A 20,748-nucleotide genomic window follows, 5' to 3' on the forward strand; every position below is an offset into this window, starting at 1 on the left:
CACGCCACGCCGAACCGCCATGCCCGACGCCGACACCCCCGCCCCGACCGACGCCGCGCCCGCGCCCGCGCCCGCGCCCGGCACCCTCGTCGATCCGATCAGCGCCAAGCCGCATTTCCACCGCACCGAGTCGCGCATCGCCATCGCGGGCCACCCGATCCACGCCATGCTGGTGTCGTTCCCGATCGCGATGACGGTGTGCACGCTCGGCGCCGACGTCTTCTACTGGTGGACGGGCGACGCCTTCTGGGCCCGCGCGGCGCTGTGGGGCAGCGGCATGGCCTTCCTGTTCGGCGTGGCCGCGGGGCTGTCGGGCACGGTGGAGTTGCTGTTCGTGCGCGGCATCCGCGTGCGCGCCGAGAGCTGGACCCATTTCGTCATCGCCGTGATGTTGCTGTCGCTGCTGGGCGCCAACTGGGGCTGGCGGCTGCAGGGACCGGTGGAGGCCGTGCTGCCGCACGGGCTGCTGCTGTCGCTGCTGGCGGTGGCCTTCACGGCCTTCACCGGCTGGCATGGGGGCAAGCTGGTGTTCCACTATCAGATCGGGGTTTCGTCCACCGGCAGCGGGCGGTAGCGCGGCGACTGCAGCGCCTCGGGCAGCGCGTCGCCGGGCAGCGCCGGCTTGGCCAGCACCAGCAGCAGCGCCACCGCCATGGCCGGCAGCGCCAGCGCCAGCACCAGCCACGCGGCGGGCGGGGCGTGCTGCCCGGTGGTCTCGCCGATCTTGCTCACCGCCAGCCCCAGCCAGGCGTGCACGCACACCAGCAGCCCCACGGCGGCCAGCTTGAGGAAGAACCAGGGCTCGAACACCCCGCGCGCGAAGGCCAGCCCTGTGCCGGCGGCGATGGCCACCACCGCCGCCGGCGTGGCCAGCCGGGTGTAGCTGTAGTGGGTGAGCCGGCGCAGCCGCCCGTAGTCGAGCTGCGAGTGGCGCGGATGGTGCGCCTGCAGCATCAGCGCCAGCCCCACCAGCCCCGCGCACCACAGGATCAGCGCCGCGATGTGCAGCGTCTTGAGGGCGACGATCAGTCCCACGCGTTTACCTCCCGGGGCGCGCCGACGGGCGCTCCGCGGTGTCCGGTGGCGCGCGGGCCGGATCGCGGCATGCCTCAACGCTCCTGAGGGGCCGAGGTGGCCGAAGCCGCGTGCGGCGGCCGCCACAGCAGCCACACCAGGGCGAAGCCCAGCGCCGCAGCGCACACGGCCATGACGGCCAGGCCCAGCAGCAGCGGCGCGCCCGCGGTCTGGACCGCCTGCCAGGCCGCGGCCAGCATGCCGTCGGCCGCCATGGCCGCCTCGGCCTGGGACTCCAGCAGGTCCGCCTCGGCTTCGGCGCCGCCGTTGGTCCGGCCCAGCAGCGCGCTGCCGATGCGGTGGGCCAGCCAGTACAGCGGCGCGAACGTGAGCGGGTTCGTGATCAGCGTCGCCCCCGCGGCCACCGCCACGTGGCAGCGCAGCCAGGCCGCGCACGCCACCGCGAACACGATCTGGGCCACCGGCACCATCAGCCCGAAGAACAGCCCGACGGCAACGGCACGCGCCACGCTGGCGCGGTCCACGCGCCACAGCCGGTCGTCCTTGAGGTGGTGCGACAGCGGGGCCAGCCAGCGCTGGCGCACGAGCTGCTCGCGGCGCGGCAACCAGCGCTTCATCGCCGTGGCGGGCCCCGGGCTCAGCGCCGGCCGTCCCGGCGCGCCTGGGAGCGCCGGCCCTGCGAGGCCACGTGCGCCTGGATGCGGTCGAGGCCGCCGCTGCGCAGCTTCGTGGCCTGGCGCGCGGCATCGCGGCCACCGTCGCCCTGGGCCTGCTGGCGCCCGCCGCGCGCCTGCCGCGGGGCGGCGGCGCGGGGGGCGTCCGGTTGCGCCGGCGGGCGCTGCTGCGCCACGGCCGCGCGGCGTGCCTCGCGCTCCTGCGCCGCCTCCACGCGCGCGACCCGGTCCTCGAAGCGCTGCAGCGCCTCGGACAGGGCCTGCACCTTGTGCGCCGTGCGCAGGTTGTCCACGCCACGCGCGCCGTCCTTGTGGCCGCTGCGCTGCTGCGAGGCCAGGCGCTGCCTGCGCAGCAGGTCCTGGGACTTGTCGCGCAGCGTGCGGGTGCGCTGCACCGCGCTTCGCAGCTGCCTGGCATCGAGCTGCGGCAGCCGGTCGGACAGGCTGGCCTTGAACAGTTCCATCTCGGCAGCGCTGAGCAGCCTTGCCGCCTGGATGCGGTTGAACGCCATGGCTTTCCCTTTCATGCGTTGGATGCGACCCATACGAGTCCGCCGCGGACACCCAAAGTTCCCGGCTGGCCCCGGCCTTACGTTTGGACAACTCCGGCCGCGAACGCGCCGCGCGGCGCGCGATGCACGGGGGCCCGGCCCGGCTGGCGCGGGCCCTCACGGCGCGGCCTCCGCCGGGACCGTGCCGGTGCCCGCGCCCAGCGCGGCGTGCAGGTCTGCCACGGCACGCGCCGCGTCGGCGCGGGCGCCGGCCAGCGCCTCGCGGTTGGCGATCAGGCTGCGCTGCGCGTCCAGCACGTCCAGCAGCGTGGTGAGCCCTTCGCGGTACAGCACCCGGGCCTGCACGAAGGCCTGCTCACTGGCCTGCACCGCCTGCGCCGAGGCCGCCTCGGCCAGCCGCGCGCCTTCCAGGGCCGCCAGCGCCGTCTCGGCCTCGCCCAGCGCCGCCAGCACCGTCTGCCGGTACGCCAGCAGCGCCTCCTGCGCGCGGGCGCGCGCCGCGTCCACCAGCGCCCGCCGCCCGCCCGCGTCGAACAGCGGCACCCGCAGCGTGACCGACAGCCCGGCCACCACGGCGCGCGCCGCGCCGCTGCCCAGCCCGGCGGCGCTGGCGCTGAGCGTGCCCGGCAGCGACAGCTGGGGCCGCAGCTGCGCCTCGGCCACGCCGATCTCGGCGCTGGCGCGCGCCAGGTTCGCCTCGGCCGCGGCCAGGTCCGGGCGGCAGCGCAGCCGCGCCAGCGGCACGCTGGACTGGGCGTCGCCGTCCCAGCGCGGCACGCCGGCCGCCCCGGCTGCCCCGGCCGGATCGGGCTCCTGCGCCGCCTCGCCGGCCAGAAGCGCCAGCGCCTGGCGGGCGCTTTCCTGCGCCAGCAGCAGCCGTCCCAGCCGCGCGCGCGTGGCCGCCGCCTCGGCCAGGCTGCGGTTGAGGTCCAGCGCCGAGGCCAGCCCCGCCTGCCGGCGCACGCGCACGATCTCCACGGTGCGCTCCTGCGTGCGCAGCGCTTCGTCCAGCAGCGCCTGCTCGGCGCGCGCCAGCCGCAGCGCCAGGTAGGCGCGCACCACCTCGGCCACGACCACGCGCTCCAGGTCGGCGCCCAGTGCCTGCCGGCGCCGCAGCTCGGCCCCCGCGGCCTCCACCTCGCGGGCGCGCCCGCCGAACAGGTCGGGCGACCAGGCCAGGAGCAGCGAGGCCGCGGCGCCGGTGCGCGAGTCGCCGCCGCCGGCTTCGCCGCTCCCGCTGCTCCCGCCGCCGCCGCTCCCGGCCAGCCGCTGCTGCCGGCTCAGGCCCGCCTCGCCCGACACCTCGGGCCGGCGCCCGGCCTCGGCCACGCGCAGCAGCGCCCGGGCCTCGTCGATGCGCGCCGCCGCCGCGCTGATCTCCAGGTTGCGGGCCCGGGCCTGCGCCACCAGCGCATCCAGCGCCGGCTCGCCGAAGCCGCGCCACCACGGCACGGCGGCGGCCGGCGCCGCGCAGTCGGCCGCCGGGCCGTAGCGCGGCGGCAGCTCCGCTTCGGGCGCCCGGTAGTCCGGGCCGGCACGCCAGGCGCAGCCCGTGGCCGCCAGCGCCAGCAGCAGCGCCGGCAGCGCCCGGCCGCAACCGCACCGCGAAGGCACCGGGCCGGGCCTCATCGCGCCTCCCCGGCCGGCGCGTCCGGCCGCTCCGCGGCCTGTTGCAGCTCTTGCTGCAGCCGCTCGCCCTCGTGCGCGCGCGGGCGGCCCAGCCGCGCCAGGCCCAGGTAGAGCAGCGGCGTGAGCAGCAGCGTGAACACCGCGGCCAGCGCCAGGCCGCCGAACACCACCCAGCCGATCGAATTGCGCGCCTCGGCCCCGGCCCCGCTGGCCAGCACCAGCGGCAGCCCGCCCAGCACGGTGGACAGCAGGGTCATCGCGATCGGGCGCAGCCGCACCCGGGCCGCCTCCAGCACCGCGTCGCGCACCGAGGCGCCCTCGTCGCGCAGCTGGTCGGCGAACTCCACCAGCAGGATGCCGTTCTTGGCCATCAGCCCGATCAGCATCACCAGCCCGATCTGCGAGTAGATGTTGAGGCTCACGCCCGACAGCGCCAGCGCGCCGATGCCCGCGGCGATGCCGAAGGGCACCACGCCCATCACCACCAGCGCGCTGGGCACGTTCTCGAACTGCGCCACCAGCACCAGCAGCACCACCACCAGCGCGATCGCCACGGTGACGCCCACGCCGCGCGAGGTCTCCTCCAGCGTGGCCGCGTCGTTGAGCAGGATCAGGTCGGTGCCGGGCGGCAGCACCTGCGCCGCCAGCGCGCGCAGGTCGTCCACCGCCGCCTGCAGCGCGTAGCCGCTGTCCAGGTCGGCCTGCAGCTCGATGGCGCGGCGCTGCGCGTGGCGATCCAGCTCGGCGGCCACGCCTTCCTCGCGCAGCGTGGCCAGGTTGGACAGCGGCACCAGCGCATCGCCGGCGCCGCGCACGCTCAGGTGCTGCAGGTCCGGCGGGCCGCGCACCGCGCCGGGCCGCGCCTCCAGCAGCAGCGGCACCACCTCGTCGTCGATGTTGAGGTCCACCAGCTCCTCGCCGTCCACCATCGCGCGCAGCGTCAGCGCCAGGTCGTCCAGCGACACGCCCAGCTCCGCGGCGCGGCGCCGGTCGATCTGCACCGACAGCTGCGGCTGCGTGGGCTGGTACGAGATCTCGACGTTGGACAGCCCCGGCAGCCCGCTCTCGATGCGCTGGGCGAAGGTCCGCGCCACCTCGTACAGCCGCGCGTAGTCCTCGCCCGTGATCGCCACCGTGATGCCGCCGCGCCCGCTGCCCACGTTCAGGCTGGAGCTGCCGTAGACGCTGACGGTGACGCCGGCGATGCGCGACATCGGTCCGCGCAGCGCGTCGATGATCTCGCCCTGCGAGCGCTCGCGCGCGTCCCAGTCGGCCAGCGGCGCGGAGATCCAGGCGCGGTTCGGGTCCCAGCGGCCGACGATGGTCAGCAGCGACTCGATCTCGCCGCTGTCGCGCAGCGGCTGCAGCACCGCCTCCATGCGGTCCACCTGGCGCTGCACGTAGTCCAGCCCGACGCCATCCGGGCCCGTGGCCGAGATCTGGATCAGCCCCCGGTCCTCCGGCGGCACCAGCTCGCGGTCGAGCGTGGTGAACAGCGCCGCGGCCGCGCCCGCGGCGGCCAGTGCCGCCAGCAGCGTGAGCCAGGGCCGGCGCAGCACCCGCTCCAGCAGCCGCGCGTAGCCGCCTGCCGCCCGGCCGCCCACGCGCGCCAGCCGCGCCTGCAGCCCGCGCGGCTCGGCGACTTCGGGCAGCAGCCGCGAGCCCAGTGCCGGGCCCAGCGACAGCGCCACGAAGGACGACAGCGCCACCGCGATGGCCAGCACGAAGCCGAACTCGCGGAACAGCCGCCCGGCCGTGCCGGGCAGGAAGGCGATGGGCACGAAGACCGCGATCAGCACCGCGGTGGTCGCCAGCACCGCGAAGAACACCTGCCGCGTGCCCAGCACGGCCGCCGCGCGCGGACCCAGCCCCTGCGCGCGGCGGCGCTGGATGTTCTCCAGCACCACGATCGCGTCGTCCACCACCAGCCCGGTGGCCAGCACCAGCGCCAGCAGCGTCACCAGGTTGATGGAGAAGCCCACGGCCCAGATCGCCGCCACGGTGCCCACCAGCGCCACCGGGATGGTCGCGGCGGGCACCAGCGTCGCGCGCCAGGAGCCCAGGAACAGCCGGATCGTGAGCACCACGATCGCCACCGACAGCGCCAGGCTGACGAGCACCTCGCGCACCGAGCTGCGGATGAACACCGCGTCGTCCGAGGTCACCTCCACGCGCAGCTCCGGGAAGCGCTGGTTGACCCGGCGCACCGACTCGTGCACGCCTTCGGAGATGCGGATGGTGTTGGACTGCGCCTGGCGCACGATGCCCAGGCCGGCCACCGGGCGGCCGTCGAGGCGGACGTAGGAGGTGGCGTCCTGCGGGCCGAACACGGCCTGCGCCACGTCGCCCACGCGCACGTCGCCCTGCGGCGTGCTGCGCACCAGCACCTGCTCCACCGCCTCGGGCGAGACCGCGCGCGACTGGGCGCGCACGATCAGCTCCTGGTCGCGCGAGCGCAGGCTGCCGGACGGGGCGTCGAAGGGCGCGTTGCGCAGCGCCTCGGCCACGTCGGCCACCGCCAGGCCGTGGCTGGCCAGCCGCAGCGGGTCGATCATCACGCGCAGCTGGCGCGGCCGCGCGCCGAAGAGCTGCACGTCGGCCACGCCGTCGATGGAGATGAACTCCGGCACCACGTCCTGCTCCAGCCGCCGCGCCAGCGCCTGCTCGTCGAGCTGTTCGCTCCACGCCGCCAGCCGCACCACCGGCGTGGCGTCGTCGTCGGCCTTGACGACCGTGAGCTGCTCGATGCGGTCGGGCAGCTGGCGCTGCACGCGGCTGACGGCCTCGCGCACGTCGGCCGCGGCGGTGTCGAGGTCGGTGCCGGGCGAGAACTCGATGCGCACCCGGCCGGTGTTCTCCTCGCTGCTGGAGGCGATGCGCTGCACGCCCGAGACGCGCGCCACCGCGCCCTCGATGACGCTGGTGACCTCGGCGTCGATGGTCTGCGGCGAGGCGCCCGGGTACTGCGCCGTCACCGACACCACGGGCCGGTCCACGTCGGGCAGCTCGCGCACCTCCACCGCCAGCACCGCGGCCACGCCCATGAGCGCCACCAGCAGGTTCAGCACCAGCGTCAGCAGCGGGCGGCGCACGCCCAGGCCGGGCAGGTCGTTGCGTTCCTCGCTCACCGCGCCGCCCCTGCCTCGGGAGCCCCGGCGGTGGCCGGCTGCGCTTCCTGGGGCACCACCGGCAGCCCTTCGCGCAGCCGCTGCACGCCTTCGACCACGACCCGGTCGCCCTCGGCCAGCGCGGCGTCCACCAGCACCTCGCCCTCGCGCCGCTGCACGATGGTGGCCGGCACCCGCACCGCGCGCCCGTCGCGCACCTGCCACAGCGCCGAGCCGCTGCCGCCCCAGACGATGGCCGCTTCGGGCAGCACCGGCAGTCGGCGGCCCGGCAGTTCCATCGCGACGCGGAAGCTCGATCCCGGCAGCACCTCGGCGCGCGGGTTGGCCACGCGGGCACGCACCGCGACGCTGCGCTGCTGCGCGTCCACCCGCGTGCCCACCGTGTCGATGCGGCCCTGCAGCGCCGGCCCGCCATTCCACGGCGTCGCGCCCAGGCCCTGCCCGGCGCGCAGCGCGCCCAGGTAGGCCTCGGGCACGGTGAAGTCGATGAGCAGCTCGCTGCGGTCGTCGAGCGTCGCCACCAGGGTGTCGAGCTGCACCCGGTCACCCGGGTCGAGGTCGGTGAAGCCGATGTGGCCGCTGAAGGGCGCGCGCAGCGTGCGGTCGGCCAGCGCCACGCGGGCCTGCGCCAGCGCGATGCGCGCGGCTTCCACCGCGGTGCGGCCCTGGTCGATCTGGCTCTCGGACACCGCGCCGACGTCGCCCGTGCGCTCATAGCGCTGCAGCAATTCCTGCGCTTCGCGCAGCCGCACCTGCGCCTGCGCCACCGCCAGCTCCTCGCGCCGTGCGTCCAGCCGCAGCAGCGGGGCGCCGGCGCGCACCTGCTGCCCGGCGCGGAACAGCACCTCGCGCACCTCGCCGGTGGAGGGCGGATACAGCAGCACCGACTGGCGCGCCCGCGCCGTGCCCACGGCCTCGATGCGCGACTGCGCGACCGCGAAGCGCACCGGCTCCACCAGCACCGGCGCGGCGCGGGGCCCGGCCGGCGGGGCGTCCGCCCGGGACGCGGGCCGGGCGGGCTCGCGCTGCCACCACCACAGCGCCAGCGCGAGCAGCGCCAGCAGCAGCAGGACGCCGCCAGCCCGGTACAGGCGCGCCCGCTTCACCGCGGGCATGCCGCGGGGGCGCGCGGCACGGCGCCCGGCACGCGGCGGCCGGGCAGGCGCGGCATGCGGGCGTGGAGGGCAAGGAAATGGGTCATCGGCTGCAGAGGCGGCAGGGTCGGCGCAGGGACGCGCGCGGCCCACAGCAATCCGGGCGCCCGCGCGGCCGGGCCAGGCGCTTGCCCCGGCCGCGGGCCACCGGATGCCCGCCGGATCATGGTTGCCGAGCGCAACCAGATCCGGGAGTTGCCGCAGCTGCAGCATGAAGTTGCTGTTGAAACCAGGGGTACGGTGCCGAACCAAGCATGCCTGCCGGAGTCCATCCGTAGGGCCTGAATCCGCCGGCAGCCCGCCTGTCGACCAACCGGGAGTGGTGATGCCATGACAAGGTACGAAGGCTTGCGGGGCGGGCGACCGTCCCGCCGGATCGGCATGGCATGGATGCTGGCAGGGCTCATGGGCACCGTGGCGGCGCAGGCCCAGCCCGACGCCCCGCCGGCGGACGACGGCCAGTGGACCATGCCCGCGCGCGACCATGCCAACACCCGCTACAGCGGGCTGGACCAGGTCCACACCGGCAACGTGGCGCAGCTGCGCCTGGCCTGGACCTTCTCCACCGGCGTGCTGCGCGGGCACGAGGCGGCGCCGCTGGTGGTGGGCGACACGATGTACGTGGTCACGCCCTATCCGAACATCCTGTACGCGCTGGACCTCACCCGCAGCGGCGCGATGAAGTGGGCCTACAAGCCGCAGCCGCTGTCGGAGTCGCAGGGCGTGGCCTGCTGCGACGTGGTCAACCGCGGCGCCGCCCACGACGGCGGTCGCATCTTCTTCAACACGCTGGACAACCACACGGTGGCGGTGGACGCGCGCAGCGGCAAGGAGCTTTGGAAGACCAGGCTGGGCGACATCGGCCGCGGCGAGACCATGACCATGGCGCCGCTGGTGGTCAAGGGCAAGGTGCTGGTGGGCAACTCCGGCGGCGAGCTGGGCGTGCGCGGCTGGATCACGGCGCTGGACGCGGCCAGCGGCAGGATCGCCTGGCGCGCCTACAGCACCGGGCCCGACAGGGACGTGCTCATCGGCCCCGAGTTCAAGCCCTTCTACCCGCAGGACCGCGGCCCGGACCTGGGCGTGCGCACCTGGCCGCCGGACCTGTGGCGCATCGGCGGCGGCACGGTCTGGGGCTGGATCTCCTACGACCCGCAGCTCGACCTCATCTTCTACGGCACCAGCAACCCCGCGCCCTGGAACGGCGACCAGCGCCCGGGCGACAACAAGTGGACGGCCTCGCTGTTCGCGCGCCGCCCCGACACCGGCGCGGCGGTCTGGGCCTACCAGTGGAACCCGCACGACGCGCACGACTACGACGGCACCAACGAGAACGTCGTGGTCGAGCTGCAGATCAAGGGGCAGAAGCGCAAGGTGCTGCTGCACCCGGAGCGCAACGGCTTCCTGTACGTGCACGACGCCGCCACCGGCGAGGTGCTCTCGGCCGAGCCCTTCGTGTTCACGAACTCGATCCGCCGCGTGGACCTCGAAACCGGCCGGCCGGAGATCGTGGAGGAGAAGAAGCCCAGGCAGGGCCGCACGGTGCGCGACATCTGCCCCTCCGCGCCCGGCGGCAAGGACTGGCAGCCCTCGGCCTTCTCGCCGCGCACGGGCTGGCTCTACATGGCGCACAACAACCTGTGCATGGACTTCGAGGCCACGCGCGCCAACTACGTCGCCGGCACGCCGTTCCTGGGCGCGAAGGTGACGCAGAAGGCCGGCCCCGGCGGCCACCGCGGCGCCTTCACCGCGTGGGACCCGGTGGCCGCCCGGCCGGTGTGGCAGATCAAGGAGAACTTCCCGGCCTGGAGCGGCGTGGTGGCCACCGCCGGCGACGTGGTGTTCTACGGCACGCTGGACCGCTGGTTCCGCGCCGTGCACGCGCGCACCGGCGAGGTGCTGTGGCAGCACCGCGTGGGCTCGGGCATCGTCGGCCAGCCCATCACCTACCGCGGCCCGGACGGCAAGCAGTACGTGGCGGTGCTCGCCGGCGTGGGCGGCTGGGCCGGGGCCATCGTCGCGGGCAACCTCGACGCGCGCGACGGCACCGGGGCGCTGGGCATGGTGGCCGCCACGCGTGACCTGCCCGAGCACACGCCCCAGGGCGGCACGCTCTACGTGTTCGCGCTGCCATGAGCTGCATCCAGCCCGGCGATCCCGCCATGCCGCCCGCCCGGGCGACGGCGCGGCGACCCGGGCCGCGACCCGGGCTGCGGGGTCCGGCGCTGGCGCTGCTGCTGCTCCTGCTGGCGGCCTGTGATCGCGAGCGCAACGACCCTCGCCGCGCGGCGCCGCCGCTGCCCGGCAGCGAGGCGCACGTGCGCACCAGCGAGCTGCTGCCCGGCGGCGCGGCCACGGGGCTGGAGCGGCCCAATCCCTATGCCGGCGATGCGCAGGCCATCCGCGAAGGCGAGCGGCTGTACGGCTGGTTCAACTGCAGCGGCTGCCATGCCGGCGGCGGCGGCGGCATGGGCCCGCCGCTGATGGACCGGCAGTGGATCTACGGCAGCCGCCCCTCCAGCGTCTATGCCTCCATCGTCTCGGGCCGCCCGGGCGGCATGCCGGCCTTCGGCGGGCTGCTCAACGAGCAGCAGGTGTGGCAGCTGGTGGCCTACATCGAGACCATGGGCGGCATGGGCCCGGGGGGCGACGAACGCGGCGGCGAGGGCCGGCACGACCCGCCGCCGCAGCCGCCCGGCGACGCGGCGCCGGACAAGGGGCGCGAATGACGCCGCGGCCGTGCATCTCCCGGCTGTGCCGCCCGTGCCGCCGCGTGGCGGGCCTGGCTGGGCTGGGCCTGGCCGCGCTGCCGGTGCTGGCGCAGTCCTGGGCCCAGTCGGCGCTGGACCCGGCCGGTCCGCAGGCGCGGCAGCTGGCCGTGCTGTCGTGGTGGATGTTCGGCATTGCCGCCGCGGTGCTGGCCGGCGTGACGCTGCTGGTGCTGTGGGCGGTGCTGCGCGGGCGCCGCGGCGCGCAGGATCGGCCGCTGGGCACGCGGCGCGGGCTGTGGGTGGTGGTGGGCGGAGGGGTGCTGCTGCCGCTGGTCAGCGCCATCGCGCTGCTGGGCGCGAGCCTGGCGGTGGGGCGCGAAACCTCGGGGCCGGGGCCCGGGGGCGCGCTCGTGGTCGAGGTCACCGGGCACCGCTGGTGGTGGGAGGCGCACTACCTGGACCCGCAGGGGCTGCGCGTGGCCACCGTCGCCAACGAGCTGCACGTGCCCGTGGGGCGCCCGGTGCGGGTGCTGCTCAAGAGCGAGGACGTGATCCACAGCTTCTGGGCGCCCAACCTGCAGGGCAAGACCGACATGGTGCCCGGGCGCACCAACGTCGCGTGGTTCCAGGCCGAGCGCGAGGGCACCTGGCGCGGGCAGTGCGCCGAGTTCTGCGGGCTGCAGCACGCGATGATGGCCTTCCTGATCGTGGCCGAGCCGCCGGCGCGGTTCGAGGCCTGGCTGCAGCGCCAGGCGCAGCCCGCGGCCGAGCCGGCCGACGCGCTGGCGCGGCAGGGGCGGCAGCTGTTCGAAAGCCGCGCCTGCGTGATGTGCCACGCGGTGCGCGGCACCGTGGCCGCGGGGCAGGTGGCGCCGGACCTCACGCACCTGGCCTCGCGCCGCACGCTGGCCGCGGGGCGGCTGCCCAACAACCGCGGCTCGCTGGCGGCCTGGATCGTCGATCCGCAGCAGGTCAAGCCCGGCACCACCATGCCGCCCACGCGGCTGTCCGGCGACGAGCTGCACGCGCTGCTGCACTACCTGGAGGGCCTGCGCTGATGCCCGCCGACCTCGCGGCCCCGCACCCTCCCGGCCCGCGCCGCGCGGGCGGCCCGGACGGGCCCGCGCCGAGGCCCATGCCGCCCGTGGACGACAGCCCGGCCGAGACGGCGCGGCTGGACCGCACCTGGGCCTCGCCCAGCGGCTTTCCCGGCTGGTTCATGCCGGTGAACCAGCGCGTCATCGGCAAGCGCTTCATCGTCACGGCCTTCGTGTTCTTCGCGCTGGCCGGGGTGCAGGCGCTGCTGATGCGCACGCAACTGGCGCAGGCCGAGAACACGCTGCTCACGCCCGAGCTCTACAACCAGCTCATGACCGTGCACGGCACGGTGATGATGTTCTTCTTCGCCGTGCCGGTGATGGAGGGCTTCGCCATCTACATCGTGCCGCTGATGCTGGGCACGCGCGACATGGCGTTTCCGCGCCTCAATGCCTTCGGCTACTACCTGTACCTGATCGCCGGCATCACGATCTACGTGTTTACGTTCCTGAGCCTGGCGCCCGACACCGGCTGGTTCAGCTACGTGCCGCTGGCCAACAAGGTTTTCTCGCCCTCGATGGGCGTGGACATGTGGGCCACCGTGATCACGTTCTTCGAGATCTCGGCTCTGGTGGCGGCGGTGGAGATGATCGTCACCATCTTCAAGCAGCGCGCGCCGGGCATGAGCCTCAACCGCATGCCGCTGTTCGTGTGGGCGGCGCTGGTGATGTCGTTCATGATCGTGTTCGCCATGCCGCCGGTGATGGTGGCGAGCTTCATGCTGGCGCTGGACCGCATGGCCGGCACCGCGTTCTTCGACCCCGCCGCCGGGGGCGACCCGCTGCTGTGGCAGCACCTGTTCTGGTTCTTCGGCCACCCCGAGGTCTACATCATCTTCGTGCCGGCGCTGGGCATGGTCTCGTCCATCGTCGTGGCGTTCTCGCGCCGCCCGGTGTTCGGCTACACCGCCATGGTCGTGTCGCTGGTGGCCACCGGCATGATCGCCTTCGGGCTGTGGGTGCACCACATGTTCACCGCCGGGCTGCCGCACCTGGGCATGAGCTTCTTCAGCGCCGCGAGCATGCTCATCGCCATACCCAGCGGGGTGCAGATCTTCTGCTGGATCGTCACGCTCTGGGGCGCCCGGGTGCGCCTGGCCACGCCCATGCTGTTCGTGCTGGGCTTCTTCTTCATCTTCGTGCTGGGCGGGCTCACCGGGGTGATGGTGGCCTCGGTGCCCTTCGACACCCAGGTGCACGACAGCTACTTCGTCGTGGCGCACCTGCACTACGTCCTCATCGGCGGAGCGGTGTTCCCGCTGTTCGGCGGGCTGTACTTCTGGTTCCCCAAGCTCACCGGCCGCATGCTGGGCGAGCGGCTTGGGCGCTGGTCGGCGGGGCTGATGTTCGCCGGCTTCAACGCCACCTTCTTCCCCATGCACCAGCTCGGCCTGGAGGGCATGCCGCGGCGCGTCTACACCTACCTGCACGGCTCGGGCTGGGAGCAGCTCAACCTGCTGGCCACGCTGGGCGCCGCGGTGCTGGCCCTGGGCGTGCTGCTGACGCTGGCGAACGTGCTGTGGAGCCTCAGGCGCGGCGAGCGCGCGGGCGACAACCCCTGGGGCGCGGACACGCTGGAATGGGCCACCCGCTCGCCGCCGGCCAACTACAACCACCGGCACCTGCCGGTGGTGACCTCGCGCTGGCCGCTGTGGGAGCGCGAGCCGGGGCGTCGCCCGGTGGTGGTGGGCATCCGCAGCAACTGCCGCGAGGTGCTGCGCACCACCGTCGTGGACGCGCAGCCGCAGGGCACGGTGGTGCTGCCGGCGCCCTCGATCTGGCCCTTCCTGCTGGCGCTGGCGGTGGCCACGGGCTTCATCGGCTTCATGTTCCACCCGGCCTGGCTGGCGGTGGGCTTCATCGCCAGCTTCGCCGCCATCGTCGGCTGGCTGTGGCCCGACCCGGACCACTGGCGCCATGCCCAGGAGCGTGCCGGATGAGCCCGCAACCGCGCCGCCGCCGCCCGGCCGCCGGAGGCCGCCATGGGCACTGACGCCCGCCCGCTGCCGCCGCGGGCGCTGGCCCCGGACCCGGACCGCGGCGCCGGGGACGCCGCGCCGCGCGAGGGCGCGCCGCCGCTGGGGGCGCCCTACGGCGCCGTCGATGCCGGCGTGCTGCCGAGCTACGGCCACCGCGCCGACATGCCGCTGTGGTGGGGCATGGCCGGGCTCATCACCATCGAGTGCGTCGTGTTCAGCACCCTGGTGGCGAGCTACTTCTACCTGGGCCTGCAGCATCCGCAGTGGCCGCTGCCCGGCGTCAAGACGCCCGACGTGACGCTGCCCGCCTTCGGCACGCTGGTGCTGGCGGCCAGCAGCCTGTTCATGCACCTGGCCGACAAGGCGGTGGACCAGGACCGCCGGGGCCGGCTGTTCTGGATGCTGGTGGCCAGCATCGTGCCGGCGCTGCTGTTCCTGGGGCTCAAGACCTGGGAGTACAGCCACAAGGACTTCCGCTGGGACTCGCATGCCTACGGCTCCATCGTCTGGCTGATCGTGGCCTTCCACAGCGCGCACGTGCTGTCGGTGGTGCTCAAGACCATCGTGGTGGCGATCCTGGCGCGGCGCGGCTTCTTCCATTCCAGCAACCGGCTGGCGATCACGGTCAACGGCTTCTACTGGCACTTCGTGGTCATCGTCTGGCTGCCGCTGTTCGCGGTGCTGTACCTGTCGCCGAGGGTGTCATGAGCGCGTCCCCGCAGCGCCCACTCGAAGGTCGCCACCTGCTGCGGCTGTGGCTGGGCCTGCTGCTGCCGGGCGTGGGCTGGGCGCTGCAGCTGGCGGTGAACTACGCCGCCGTGCCGTGGCTGTGCGACGCGGGCCGCAGCCGGCTGTGGCTGCTGGCGCCGACCCTGGGTGCGCTGGTGCTGGCGGCGCTGGGACTGGCCATCGCCTGGCGGCTGTGGCGCGGCAGCGGCGGCGGCTGGGAGGCCGCGGGCGGCGAGCATGCCGACCACACCCGCTTCATGTCGCTGTGCGCGCTGCTATTGGGGGGATTCGTGTCGCTGCTGATCCTGCTGCAGGCGCTGCCCGGCGCCTGGCTGACGCCATGCGATTGAACGCCGCCTCCCGCATCGGCCTGGCGCTGCTGGCCGCGCTGGCGTGCGCGGCCGGACGGGGACACACGGCCGCTGTGGCAGGCCTGGTCCGGGCAGCTCTGGCTGTGGGCGCTGTGGCTGGGCGTGGGCGGCCTGGCCCTGGCCGGCATCGTGCGGCTGTGGCGCGAGGCGGGCGTGGGCGCGGGCGTCAGGCGCTGGCAGGCGGGCAGCTTCCTGCTGGGCTGGCTGGCGACCGGCGTGGCGGTGCTGTCGCCGCTGGATGCCCTGGGCGAGCGCCGCTTCTGGCTGCACATGGTCCAGCACGAGATGATGATGCTGGTGGCGGCCCCGCTGCTGGTGCTGGGCAGTCCGCTGGCGGCGCTGGTGTGGGGCCTGCCCGCGCGCTGGCGCGGCCCGGCCGCGCGCTGGACGCGCCGCCTGGGCCTGCAGGCGGCCACGCGCGTGCTCAGCACCCCGCTGACGGCCTGGTGGGTGCACGCGGTGGTGCTGTGGGCCTGGCATGCGCCGGCGCTGTTCGAGGCCGCGCTGCGCCGCAGCTGGGTGCACGACCTGCAGCACCTGAGCTTCTTCGGCTCCGCGCTGCTGTTCTGGTGGGGGCTGTTCCAGGGCGGGCACGGGCCGGGCCGCGGCCGCCACGGCGCGGCCGTGTTCTACCTGTTCACGACCACGGTGCACACGGCGGTGCTGGGGGCGCTGCTGACGGTGTCGGAGCGCGTCTGGTACCCGGTCTACCTGGAGCGCGCGTCCTGGGGCACCCTCAGCGCGCTGGAGGACCAGCAGCTCGGCGGCCTGATCATGTGGGTGCCCGGCGGCGTGGTGTACATGGTCGCGGCGCTGGTGCTGTTCGCGCGCTGGATGGACGACGGGCCGGAGCGCGCGGCCCCGGCCACGGGAGCAGGGCAGTGAGGCCCCGCGGGCTGCTCCGGCGCGCCTGGTGCGCCGCGATCGTGCTGGCCGGCGCGGGGCCCGTGGCGGCGGCCGGCGAGGCGGCGCGCGTGCAGGCGCTGATGCGCGAGCATGGCTGCGTGCACTGCCACACCATCGACGGCGTGCGCGGCGCGCGCGGGCGCGCAGGACCGCCGTTGACGGACTTCGGCGCGCGGCGCCTGATCGCGGGCCAGCACCCGAACACGCTGGACAACCTCACCCGCTTCCTGCTCGACCCGCGCGCGCTGTCGCCGGGCAGTGCCATGCCGCGCACGGTGCGCGACGAGGCGGACGCGCGCGCCATCGCGGCGTTCCTGCAGGGCCGGCCGCCGCAGGCGCCGGCCGGCCGGGACTGACGGGCATGCGGCACGCGCGGCGCGCGGCGCTGGCGGCGGCCCTGGTGGCCCTGTCGGCCGGACTGGCGGGATGCGCCTCGGCGCCCGGGCCCGGCGGCGTGCAGCAGCGGGTCTTGCGCGTGTGCGCCGATCCCGACAATGCGCCGCTGTCGCACCGCGACGGCAGCGGTTTCGAGAACCGCATCGCCGAGCTGCTGGCCCAGGCGCTGGGAGCGCGGCTGGAGGTGCACTGGCAGCCCATGCAGGGCCGCATCGTCGCCACGACGCTGGGGGCGCGGCGCTGCGACGTGCTGCTGGGCGTGCCGGCGGGCTTTGCGCGCACAGCCACCAGCCGGCCTTACTACCGATCGGGCTTCGTGTGGGTCCAGCGCGGCGACGCGGCGCCGCTGCGCGGCGTGAACGACCCGCGCCTGGCGGGGCGGCGCATCGGCGTGCCCTCGGTGCGGCACGACGTGACGGCCACGCCCCCGGCGCTGCTGCTGCACGAGCGCGGGGCCGGCGCGCAGCTGGTGGGCTACGCGGTGGAGGAGGGGCACGCCGCCGAGCGGCTGGTGCGCGCGGTGGCCGAAGGCCGGCTCGACGCCGCTGCGCTGTGGGGCGCGCAGGCCGGATGGCACGTGCGCAGCCGGCCCGGGCTGCGCATGTCGCCGATCGAGGCGGCAGGCGATTCGGGCCTGCCCATGGAGGTGTCGATGGCGCTGGCCGTGCGGCCCGGGGACCAGGCCTTGCTGGCCGAGCTCGACCAGGCGCTGGCGCGCCACCGGGTGCAGATCGAGGCCATCCTGCGCGGACATGGCGTGCCGCTGGAGGCGCCGTAGCGCGCCGTCCAGGCCGTGGGCCTGCTGCCGCGCCGGCAGGCAGCGGACCGGCCCGCCGGCCCTACAGCCACGCCACGCCGGCCGCGCCCATGCCCGTGATGCCCGCGATGGTGGCCAGCAGCCCCAGCTCCTTGCGGGCCCAGCGCTTGCGCCATCCCTGCACGGCAAGGCCCAGCACCAGCAGGGTCAGCAGGCTCAGGAAGGCGACGGCAAAGATCTCGATGGCATCCATGGTGAAACTCCTTCGGAAACCGCAGCAGCGTGGCCCTGGCCTTGGCGGTCAACCAGCAGCCTGAGGCTCAAGGGGGGATCGAATTCGCCGAAGGTTGTTCACGCCACCTCGGCTTTCCGCAAAGGTGGCGGCGCATGGGTGTGTCAGCGCCCAGGGCCGCCCGACGGGGCATGCCAACAGCGTCAAGGCGTGGCCGACGGCGAGGTGCCGGGCGCGGCCAGCCGCAATGCCAGGAGCCGGCCCTGCTCCAGCAGCTCGTCGCGCCGGGCCGCCGCCGCCACGTTGCGCGAGATCCCGTCCATGACCAGGGCCAGCCGCCGCTGCAGCGCCAGGCGCCGGGCCGGCATGACGGTACAGCCCTCCAGCACCTGCAGCGTACGCAGCAGCCGCGCCAGCACCTGCGTGTCGCCCCGCGCGTGCTCCGTGACCGGGTCCAGCGCGAGCGAGGCCATGGACTCGAAGTCCGGCCCTTTCGCCACCACGCGCAGTCCCTGCTCGTCGCTGCGGTAGGGGGAGGGGACATGGCGCCCCGCCAGGCGCGCCAGCAGCGCGCCCAGGTGGTCGATGCACATCACGGCCGTGGTCGGGTCGTTGATGCCCGGCGACAGCGCCTTCAGCGCCACGTCCACGATCTGCTGCAGGCCGTAGGGGGCGTCCTGGTGCACGGTGCGCTGGCGCTGCAGCGAGAACAGGCGGCACAGCGCCCGCGCATCCGCGTCGTCCAAGCACGAATCGCCCGAGACACGCGCCAGCGGCCGGCCCTCGATCACGAAGTCGCCGACGCAGTGCGCCATCTGCACCACGCGCCGGTGTTGCGCGGCAAAGCGCAGCAGCCCCTCGTCATCGACGCCGACCAGGTAGCCGGTGGCGGGCGCAGCGACGTCGTGCCAGCGCCGCGGCAACTCGTCGGGGCCGTCCTCGTTGGACGAGAGGCCCTTGCCGAGCACCTGCGGGAACAGCCGGTCGATAGCCACGGCGGTGTCCCCGGCAATGCGCTCCAGGATCGAGGACACCTGGATCGACGTGGCCACGTGGTGGATGAAGTAGATCAGCAGCGCCACGCCGAACAGCGCCAGCACCACGCCGCCGATCACGGCCAGCGAGGGCAGGAAGCCCGGGCCGTCGTCGTCCCCGCGCACCGTGCGCAGCACCAGCAGGCAGTAGACGAAGATGCCCACGAACACGCCCAGCACCAGCTGCGTCGGGCGGTCGTTCATGAAGTTGCGCAGCATCCGCGGCGAGTACTGGCTCGATGCCAGCGACAGCGCCACGAGCGTCATCGAGAACACCACGCCCGCCACCGTGATCATCGACGTGGCGATGGCCGAGAGCATGCTGCGCGCGCCGTCCGTGCCCGCGCCGAACAGCCGCGGCCAGCGGCGGGCCAGGTCGAGCTCGACCCAGCCATGGGCCTCGATCAGCAGCACCGCCAGCGCGATGCAGCCGGCCACGACCAGCGTCGGCACGAACCACAGGCTGCCCTGCAGCCGCAACCACATCTCCCGGATCGGACTCATCGCGCCGCACCTGGGCAAGCCCCGGTCCCGCGCGGGATCGGCGGAACGCCCGTTGCTGTCCGGGGCTGCCACCGCAAGCGCAGGTGCAGGCGCAAGCCCTCGCGCCGCGGGCGTGAACCCGGATCAAGGAGCCGCGCGATATGGATTCGATGTTCTTCGACGGCTGGCTGCCGCTGGCGCGCATCCTGGTGCTGGGCACGCTGGCCTACCTCGCCCTGGTGCTGGTGCTGCGCGCCACGGGCAAGCGCACGCTGTCCAAGCTCAATGCCTTCGACCTGATCGTCACGGTGGCGCTGGGCTCGACGCTGGCCACCGTGCTGCTGTCGAAGGACGTGTCGCTGAGCGAGGGCGTCACGGCGCTGGCGCTGCTGGTGGCGCTGCAGTGGGTCATTACCTGGCTGTCGGTGCGCTCGCCGTGGGTGAGCCGGCTGGTCAAGGCCGAGCCGAGCCTGCTGTTCGTGGACGGCCGCTTCCTGCACGGGTCCATGAGGCGCGAGCGCGTCACGGAGGACGAGCTGCGCGCGGCCGTGCGCCAGCAGGGCATCGGCGCCCTGGACGAGGTCGCGGCCGTGGTCCTGGAGACCGACGGCAGCCTCAACGTCATCCGGGCCGCGCAAGGGTCGCGCACGGCGCTGGCCCACGTGCAGGGCAGCCCGGCCGAAGCGCAGCGCCATTCGGTTCCCGGCGCGGACCCGTCCTGACGGCACGCGCCCTTCTCGTTAGGCAACGTGCCGGGCCGGAGAGGATTTCAGCGGCGTGGCCCCTCCGCAGTCCGTTGCTGCGGTGCGGACCCGGCAAACGGCAGCCTCACGGACTGCAACCGCCATGTGAACGGGCCCTCGCGCTGGAACGAGAGCGTGACCGGGTCCCGGGCACCGCCGTGCCGTGGCTCGATGGACACCGAGAACCGGTTCAGGCCCTGGTACGCCATGCGGACCTCGGCATCGGCCAGGGCACCGCCTGCGTCCGGGCTGGCCGCGGGCTCCAGGCCGATGCTCGGCACATGGCCCTGCACCATCAGGGCCAGGTTGCGCGGCGTGACGAAGGCGTCAACGGCCGGCTCGGCCATCGCTGCAGCGAGAGCGGCGCCAAAGGTCCCGAAGGGCAGTCCGGCCGTACTGTCGGCCTGCTGATCGATCAGGGCCAGCAGGTCCGCCTTGAGATGGCGCTTGACGGAGAGCACGTCGATGCGCTCCAGCATCGCGCCCAGGTCTCCCGCCCGAGCCGATTCCCGGAGCGCGTTTGCAGCGATGTAGGGCGTGGCATACAGCCATGCCGCGAGGCCCACGCCGAGCGCGGCGACGGCCGTTGCATGTTTCGCTTTCATCTGCAGCCTTCTTGCCTGCCGCCTTCTGCCTGGAGCAAACGGACCGGATCGGCCACTGGGTCGCCAACATGCATATCGTGCCCTACGGCCCTCTGGTGCGCTGGTTCGCTCCGGATCGACGCGGCGGGCCGCCGTTGGAAACCTTGCAGCGGCTGCAGCCCCGCTGCCGCGTGCGCTTTCAGCGGCAGCCGCAACCGCAGCCGCGGGCCAGCTCCCCGGAAGCGCTGGGCGCGTAGCCGGCATCGGACAGCGCCTGGGCCAGCACTTGACGCTCCCGCGCACTGTGGACCCGGACCTTCTTGTCTGCCAGCGTCACATCGACCTGGGCTGCCGGATCGACGGCCTTGAGCGCCTGGGTGATGGCGCCGACGCAATGGCCGCAGCTCATCTCGGGGACGGTGAATTCGATCATGGTGGCCTTCCTGCCAGGGAGTGACTGAAGGCCCAAGCCTGGGCCTTGCCACGATGGGAAGGTCAAGGCCTTCAGAAGATCAGGAGGCATTCAGCGGCGCACGGACGCAGGAACGGCTCGGTAAGGAGCCGGAAGTTGCCGCCCTGCCGCCCGGCCGGGGC

The 20,748-nt window shown here is 74.3% G+C and carries 21 protein-coding genes; 11 read left to right on the forward strand and 10 right to left on the reverse strand.

Going from position 1 to position 20,748, the window contains the following annotated elements:
• Positions 1-19 precede the first annotated feature (19 nt).
• A complete protein-coding gene (locus tag FJ694_RS07755) occupies positions 20-574 on the forward strand; it encodes a DUF2231 domain-containing protein (protein WP_157265694.1) in 555 nt (184 codons plus the stop codon).
• Here FJ694_RS07755 and FJ694_RS07760 read toward each other — a convergent pair.
• From FJ694_RS07760 to FJ694_RS07785, 6 genes are all read right to left on the reverse strand, one after another.
• Positions 538-1,035: a CopD family protein gene (locus FJ694_RS07760; protein ID WP_157265697.1), complete on the reverse strand. Its 498-nt coding sequence runs from the start codon at positions 1,033-1,035 to the stop codon at positions 538-540. The genes FJ694_RS07755 and FJ694_RS07760 overlap by 37 nt on opposite strands.
• A 74-nt stretch (positions 1,036-1,109) precedes the next feature.
• The gene (locus FJ694_RS07765) at positions 1,110-1,652 is read right to left on the reverse strand and encodes a DUF2062 domain-containing protein (RefSeq protein ID WP_157265700.1); all 543 of its coding nucleotides are present in this window, start codon (positions 1,650-1,652) and stop codon (positions 1,110-1,112) included.
• Between the two features lie 20 nt (positions 1,653-1,672).
• Positions 1,673-2,236 carry a hypothetical protein gene (locus tag FJ694_RS07770; RefSeq protein ID WP_157265703.1) on the reverse strand — a complete coding sequence of 188 codons (564 nt, stop codon included), beginning with the start codon at positions 2,234-2,236 and terminating at the stop codon, positions 1,673-1,675.
• A gap of 141 nt (positions 2,237-2,377) precedes the next feature.
• The gene (locus FJ694_RS07775) at positions 2,378-3,835 is read right to left on the reverse strand and encodes an efflux transporter outer membrane subunit (protein ID WP_157265705.1); all 1,458 of its coding nucleotides are present in this window, start codon (positions 3,833-3,835) and stop codon (positions 2,378-2,380) included.
• 11 nt (positions 3,836-3,846) lie between these two features.
• Positions 3,847-6,978: an efflux RND transporter permease subunit gene (locus tag FJ694_RS07780; protein ID WP_157265708.1), complete on the reverse strand. Its 3,132-nt coding sequence runs from the start codon at positions 6,976-6,978 to the stop codon at positions 3,847-3,849.
• Positions 6,975-8,093, reverse strand: a complete 1,119-nt coding sequence (locus FJ694_RS07785; RefSeq protein ID WP_157265711.1) for an efflux RND transporter periplasmic adaptor subunit — start codon at positions 8,091-8,093, stop codon at positions 6,975-6,977. Before FJ694_RS07785 ends, FJ694_RS07780 begins: the two co-directional genes overlap by 4 nt.
• Before the next feature lie 420 nt (positions 8,094-8,513).
• On the opposite strand from FJ694_RS07785, the gene FJ694_RS07790 reads away from it, so the two are divergent.
• The 9 genes from FJ694_RS07790 (at position 8,514) to FJ694_RS07830 (ending at position 17,099) form a co-directional block, all read left to right on the forward strand.
• A complete protein-coding gene (locus FJ694_RS07790; protein ID WP_198320754.1) occupies positions 8,514-10,268 on the forward strand; it encodes a methanol/ethanol family PQQ-dependent dehydrogenase in 1,755 nt (584 codons plus the stop codon).
• Positions 10,265-10,861, forward strand: a complete 597-nt coding sequence (locus tag FJ694_RS07795; RefSeq protein WP_232539948.1) for a c-type cytochrome — start codon at positions 10,265-10,267, stop codon at positions 10,859-10,861. Before FJ694_RS07790 ends, FJ694_RS07795 begins: the two co-directional genes overlap by 4 nt.
• On the forward strand, positions 10,858-11,901 hold the full coding sequence (coxB, locus tag FJ694_RS07800; protein WP_157265717.1) for a cytochrome c oxidase subunit II: 1,044 nt from the start codon (positions 10,858-10,860) through the stop codon (positions 11,899-11,901). Before FJ694_RS07795 ends, coxB begins: the two co-directional genes overlap by 4 nt.
• A gap of 77 nt (positions 11,902-11,978) precedes the next feature.
• Positions 11,979-13,880: a cytochrome c oxidase subunit I gene (gene ctaD, locus FJ694_RS07805; protein ID WP_157265720.1), complete on the forward strand. Its 1,902-nt coding sequence runs from the start codon at positions 11,979-11,981 to the stop codon at positions 13,878-13,880.
• 42 nt (positions 13,881-13,922) lie between these two features.
• Complete coding sequence (locus FJ694_RS07810; RefSeq protein ID WP_157265723.1) at positions 13,923-14,627, forward strand: cytochrome c oxidase subunit 3; 705 nt, start codon at positions 13,923-13,925, stop codon at positions 14,625-14,627.
• A complete protein-coding gene (locus FJ694_RS07815; RefSeq protein ID WP_157265726.1) occupies positions 14,624-14,998 on the forward strand; it encodes a hypothetical protein in 375 nt (124 codons plus the stop codon). The genes FJ694_RS07810 and FJ694_RS07815 overlap by 4 nt, the downstream gene beginning before the upstream one ends.
• A 123-nt stretch (positions 14,999-15,121) precedes the next feature.
• Complete coding sequence (locus FJ694_RS07820) at positions 15,122-15,904, forward strand: cytochrome c oxidase assembly protein (RefSeq protein ID WP_157265729.1); 783 nt, start codon at positions 15,122-15,124, stop codon at positions 15,902-15,904.
• The gene (locus FJ694_RS07825) at positions 15,901-16,281 is read left to right on the forward strand and encodes a c-type cytochrome (protein ID WP_157265731.1); all 381 of its coding nucleotides are present in this window, start codon (positions 15,901-15,903) and stop codon (positions 16,279-16,281) included. Before FJ694_RS07820 ends, FJ694_RS07825 begins: the two co-directional genes overlap by 4 nt.
• Positions 16,282-16,286: 5 nt before the next feature.
• Positions 16,287-17,099 carry a quinoprotein dehydrogenase-associated putative ABC transporter substrate-binding protein gene (locus FJ694_RS07830; protein ID WP_157265734.1) on the forward strand — a complete coding sequence of 271 codons (813 nt, stop codon included), beginning with the start codon at positions 16,287-16,289 and terminating at the stop codon, positions 17,097-17,099.
• 61 nt (positions 17,100-17,160) lie between these two features.
• On the opposite strand, the gene FJ694_RS07835 is transcribed toward FJ694_RS07830, so the two are convergent.
• Both FJ694_RS07835 and FJ694_RS07840 read right to left on the reverse strand, forming a co-directional pair.
• Entirely contained in the window at positions 17,161-17,331 is a 171-nt protein-coding gene (locus FJ694_RS07835) for a hypothetical protein (protein ID WP_157265737.1), read from the reverse strand.
• 182 nt (positions 17,332-17,513) lie between these two features.
• Entirely contained in the window at positions 17,514-18,848 is a 1,335-nt protein-coding gene (locus FJ694_RS07840; protein ID WP_157265740.1) for a DUF2254 domain-containing protein, read from the reverse strand.
• Positions 18,849-18,988: 140 nt separating this feature from the next.
• On the opposite strand from FJ694_RS07840, the gene FJ694_RS07845 reads away from it, so the two are divergent.
• The gene (locus FJ694_RS07845) at positions 18,989-19,549 is read left to right on the forward strand and encodes a DUF421 domain-containing protein (protein WP_198320755.1); all 561 of its coding nucleotides are present in this window, start codon (positions 18,989-18,991) and stop codon (positions 19,547-19,549) included.
• Between the two features lie 47 nt (positions 19,550-19,596).
• Here FJ694_RS07845 and FJ694_RS07850 read toward each other — a convergent pair whose 3' ends face one another.
• Entirely contained in the window at positions 19,597-20,175 is a 579-nt protein-coding gene (locus FJ694_RS07850; RefSeq protein ID WP_157265743.1) for a DUF2939 domain-containing protein, read from the reverse strand.
• Positions 20,176-20,353: 178 nt separating this feature from the next.
• The gene (locus FJ694_RS07855) at positions 20,354-20,587 is read right to left on the reverse strand and encodes a heavy-metal-associated domain-containing protein (protein WP_157265745.1); all 234 of its coding nucleotides are present in this window, start codon (positions 20,585-20,587) and stop codon (positions 20,354-20,356) included.
• Between the last annotated feature and the right edge of the window lie 161 nt (positions 20,588-20,748).

Origin of the sequence: Azohydromonas aeria (assembly GCF_009760915.1) — a bacterium.
Taxonomy (GTDB): domain Bacteria; phylum Pseudomonadota; class Gammaproteobacteria; order Burkholderiales; family Burkholderiaceae_C; genus Azohydromonas; species Azohydromonas aeria.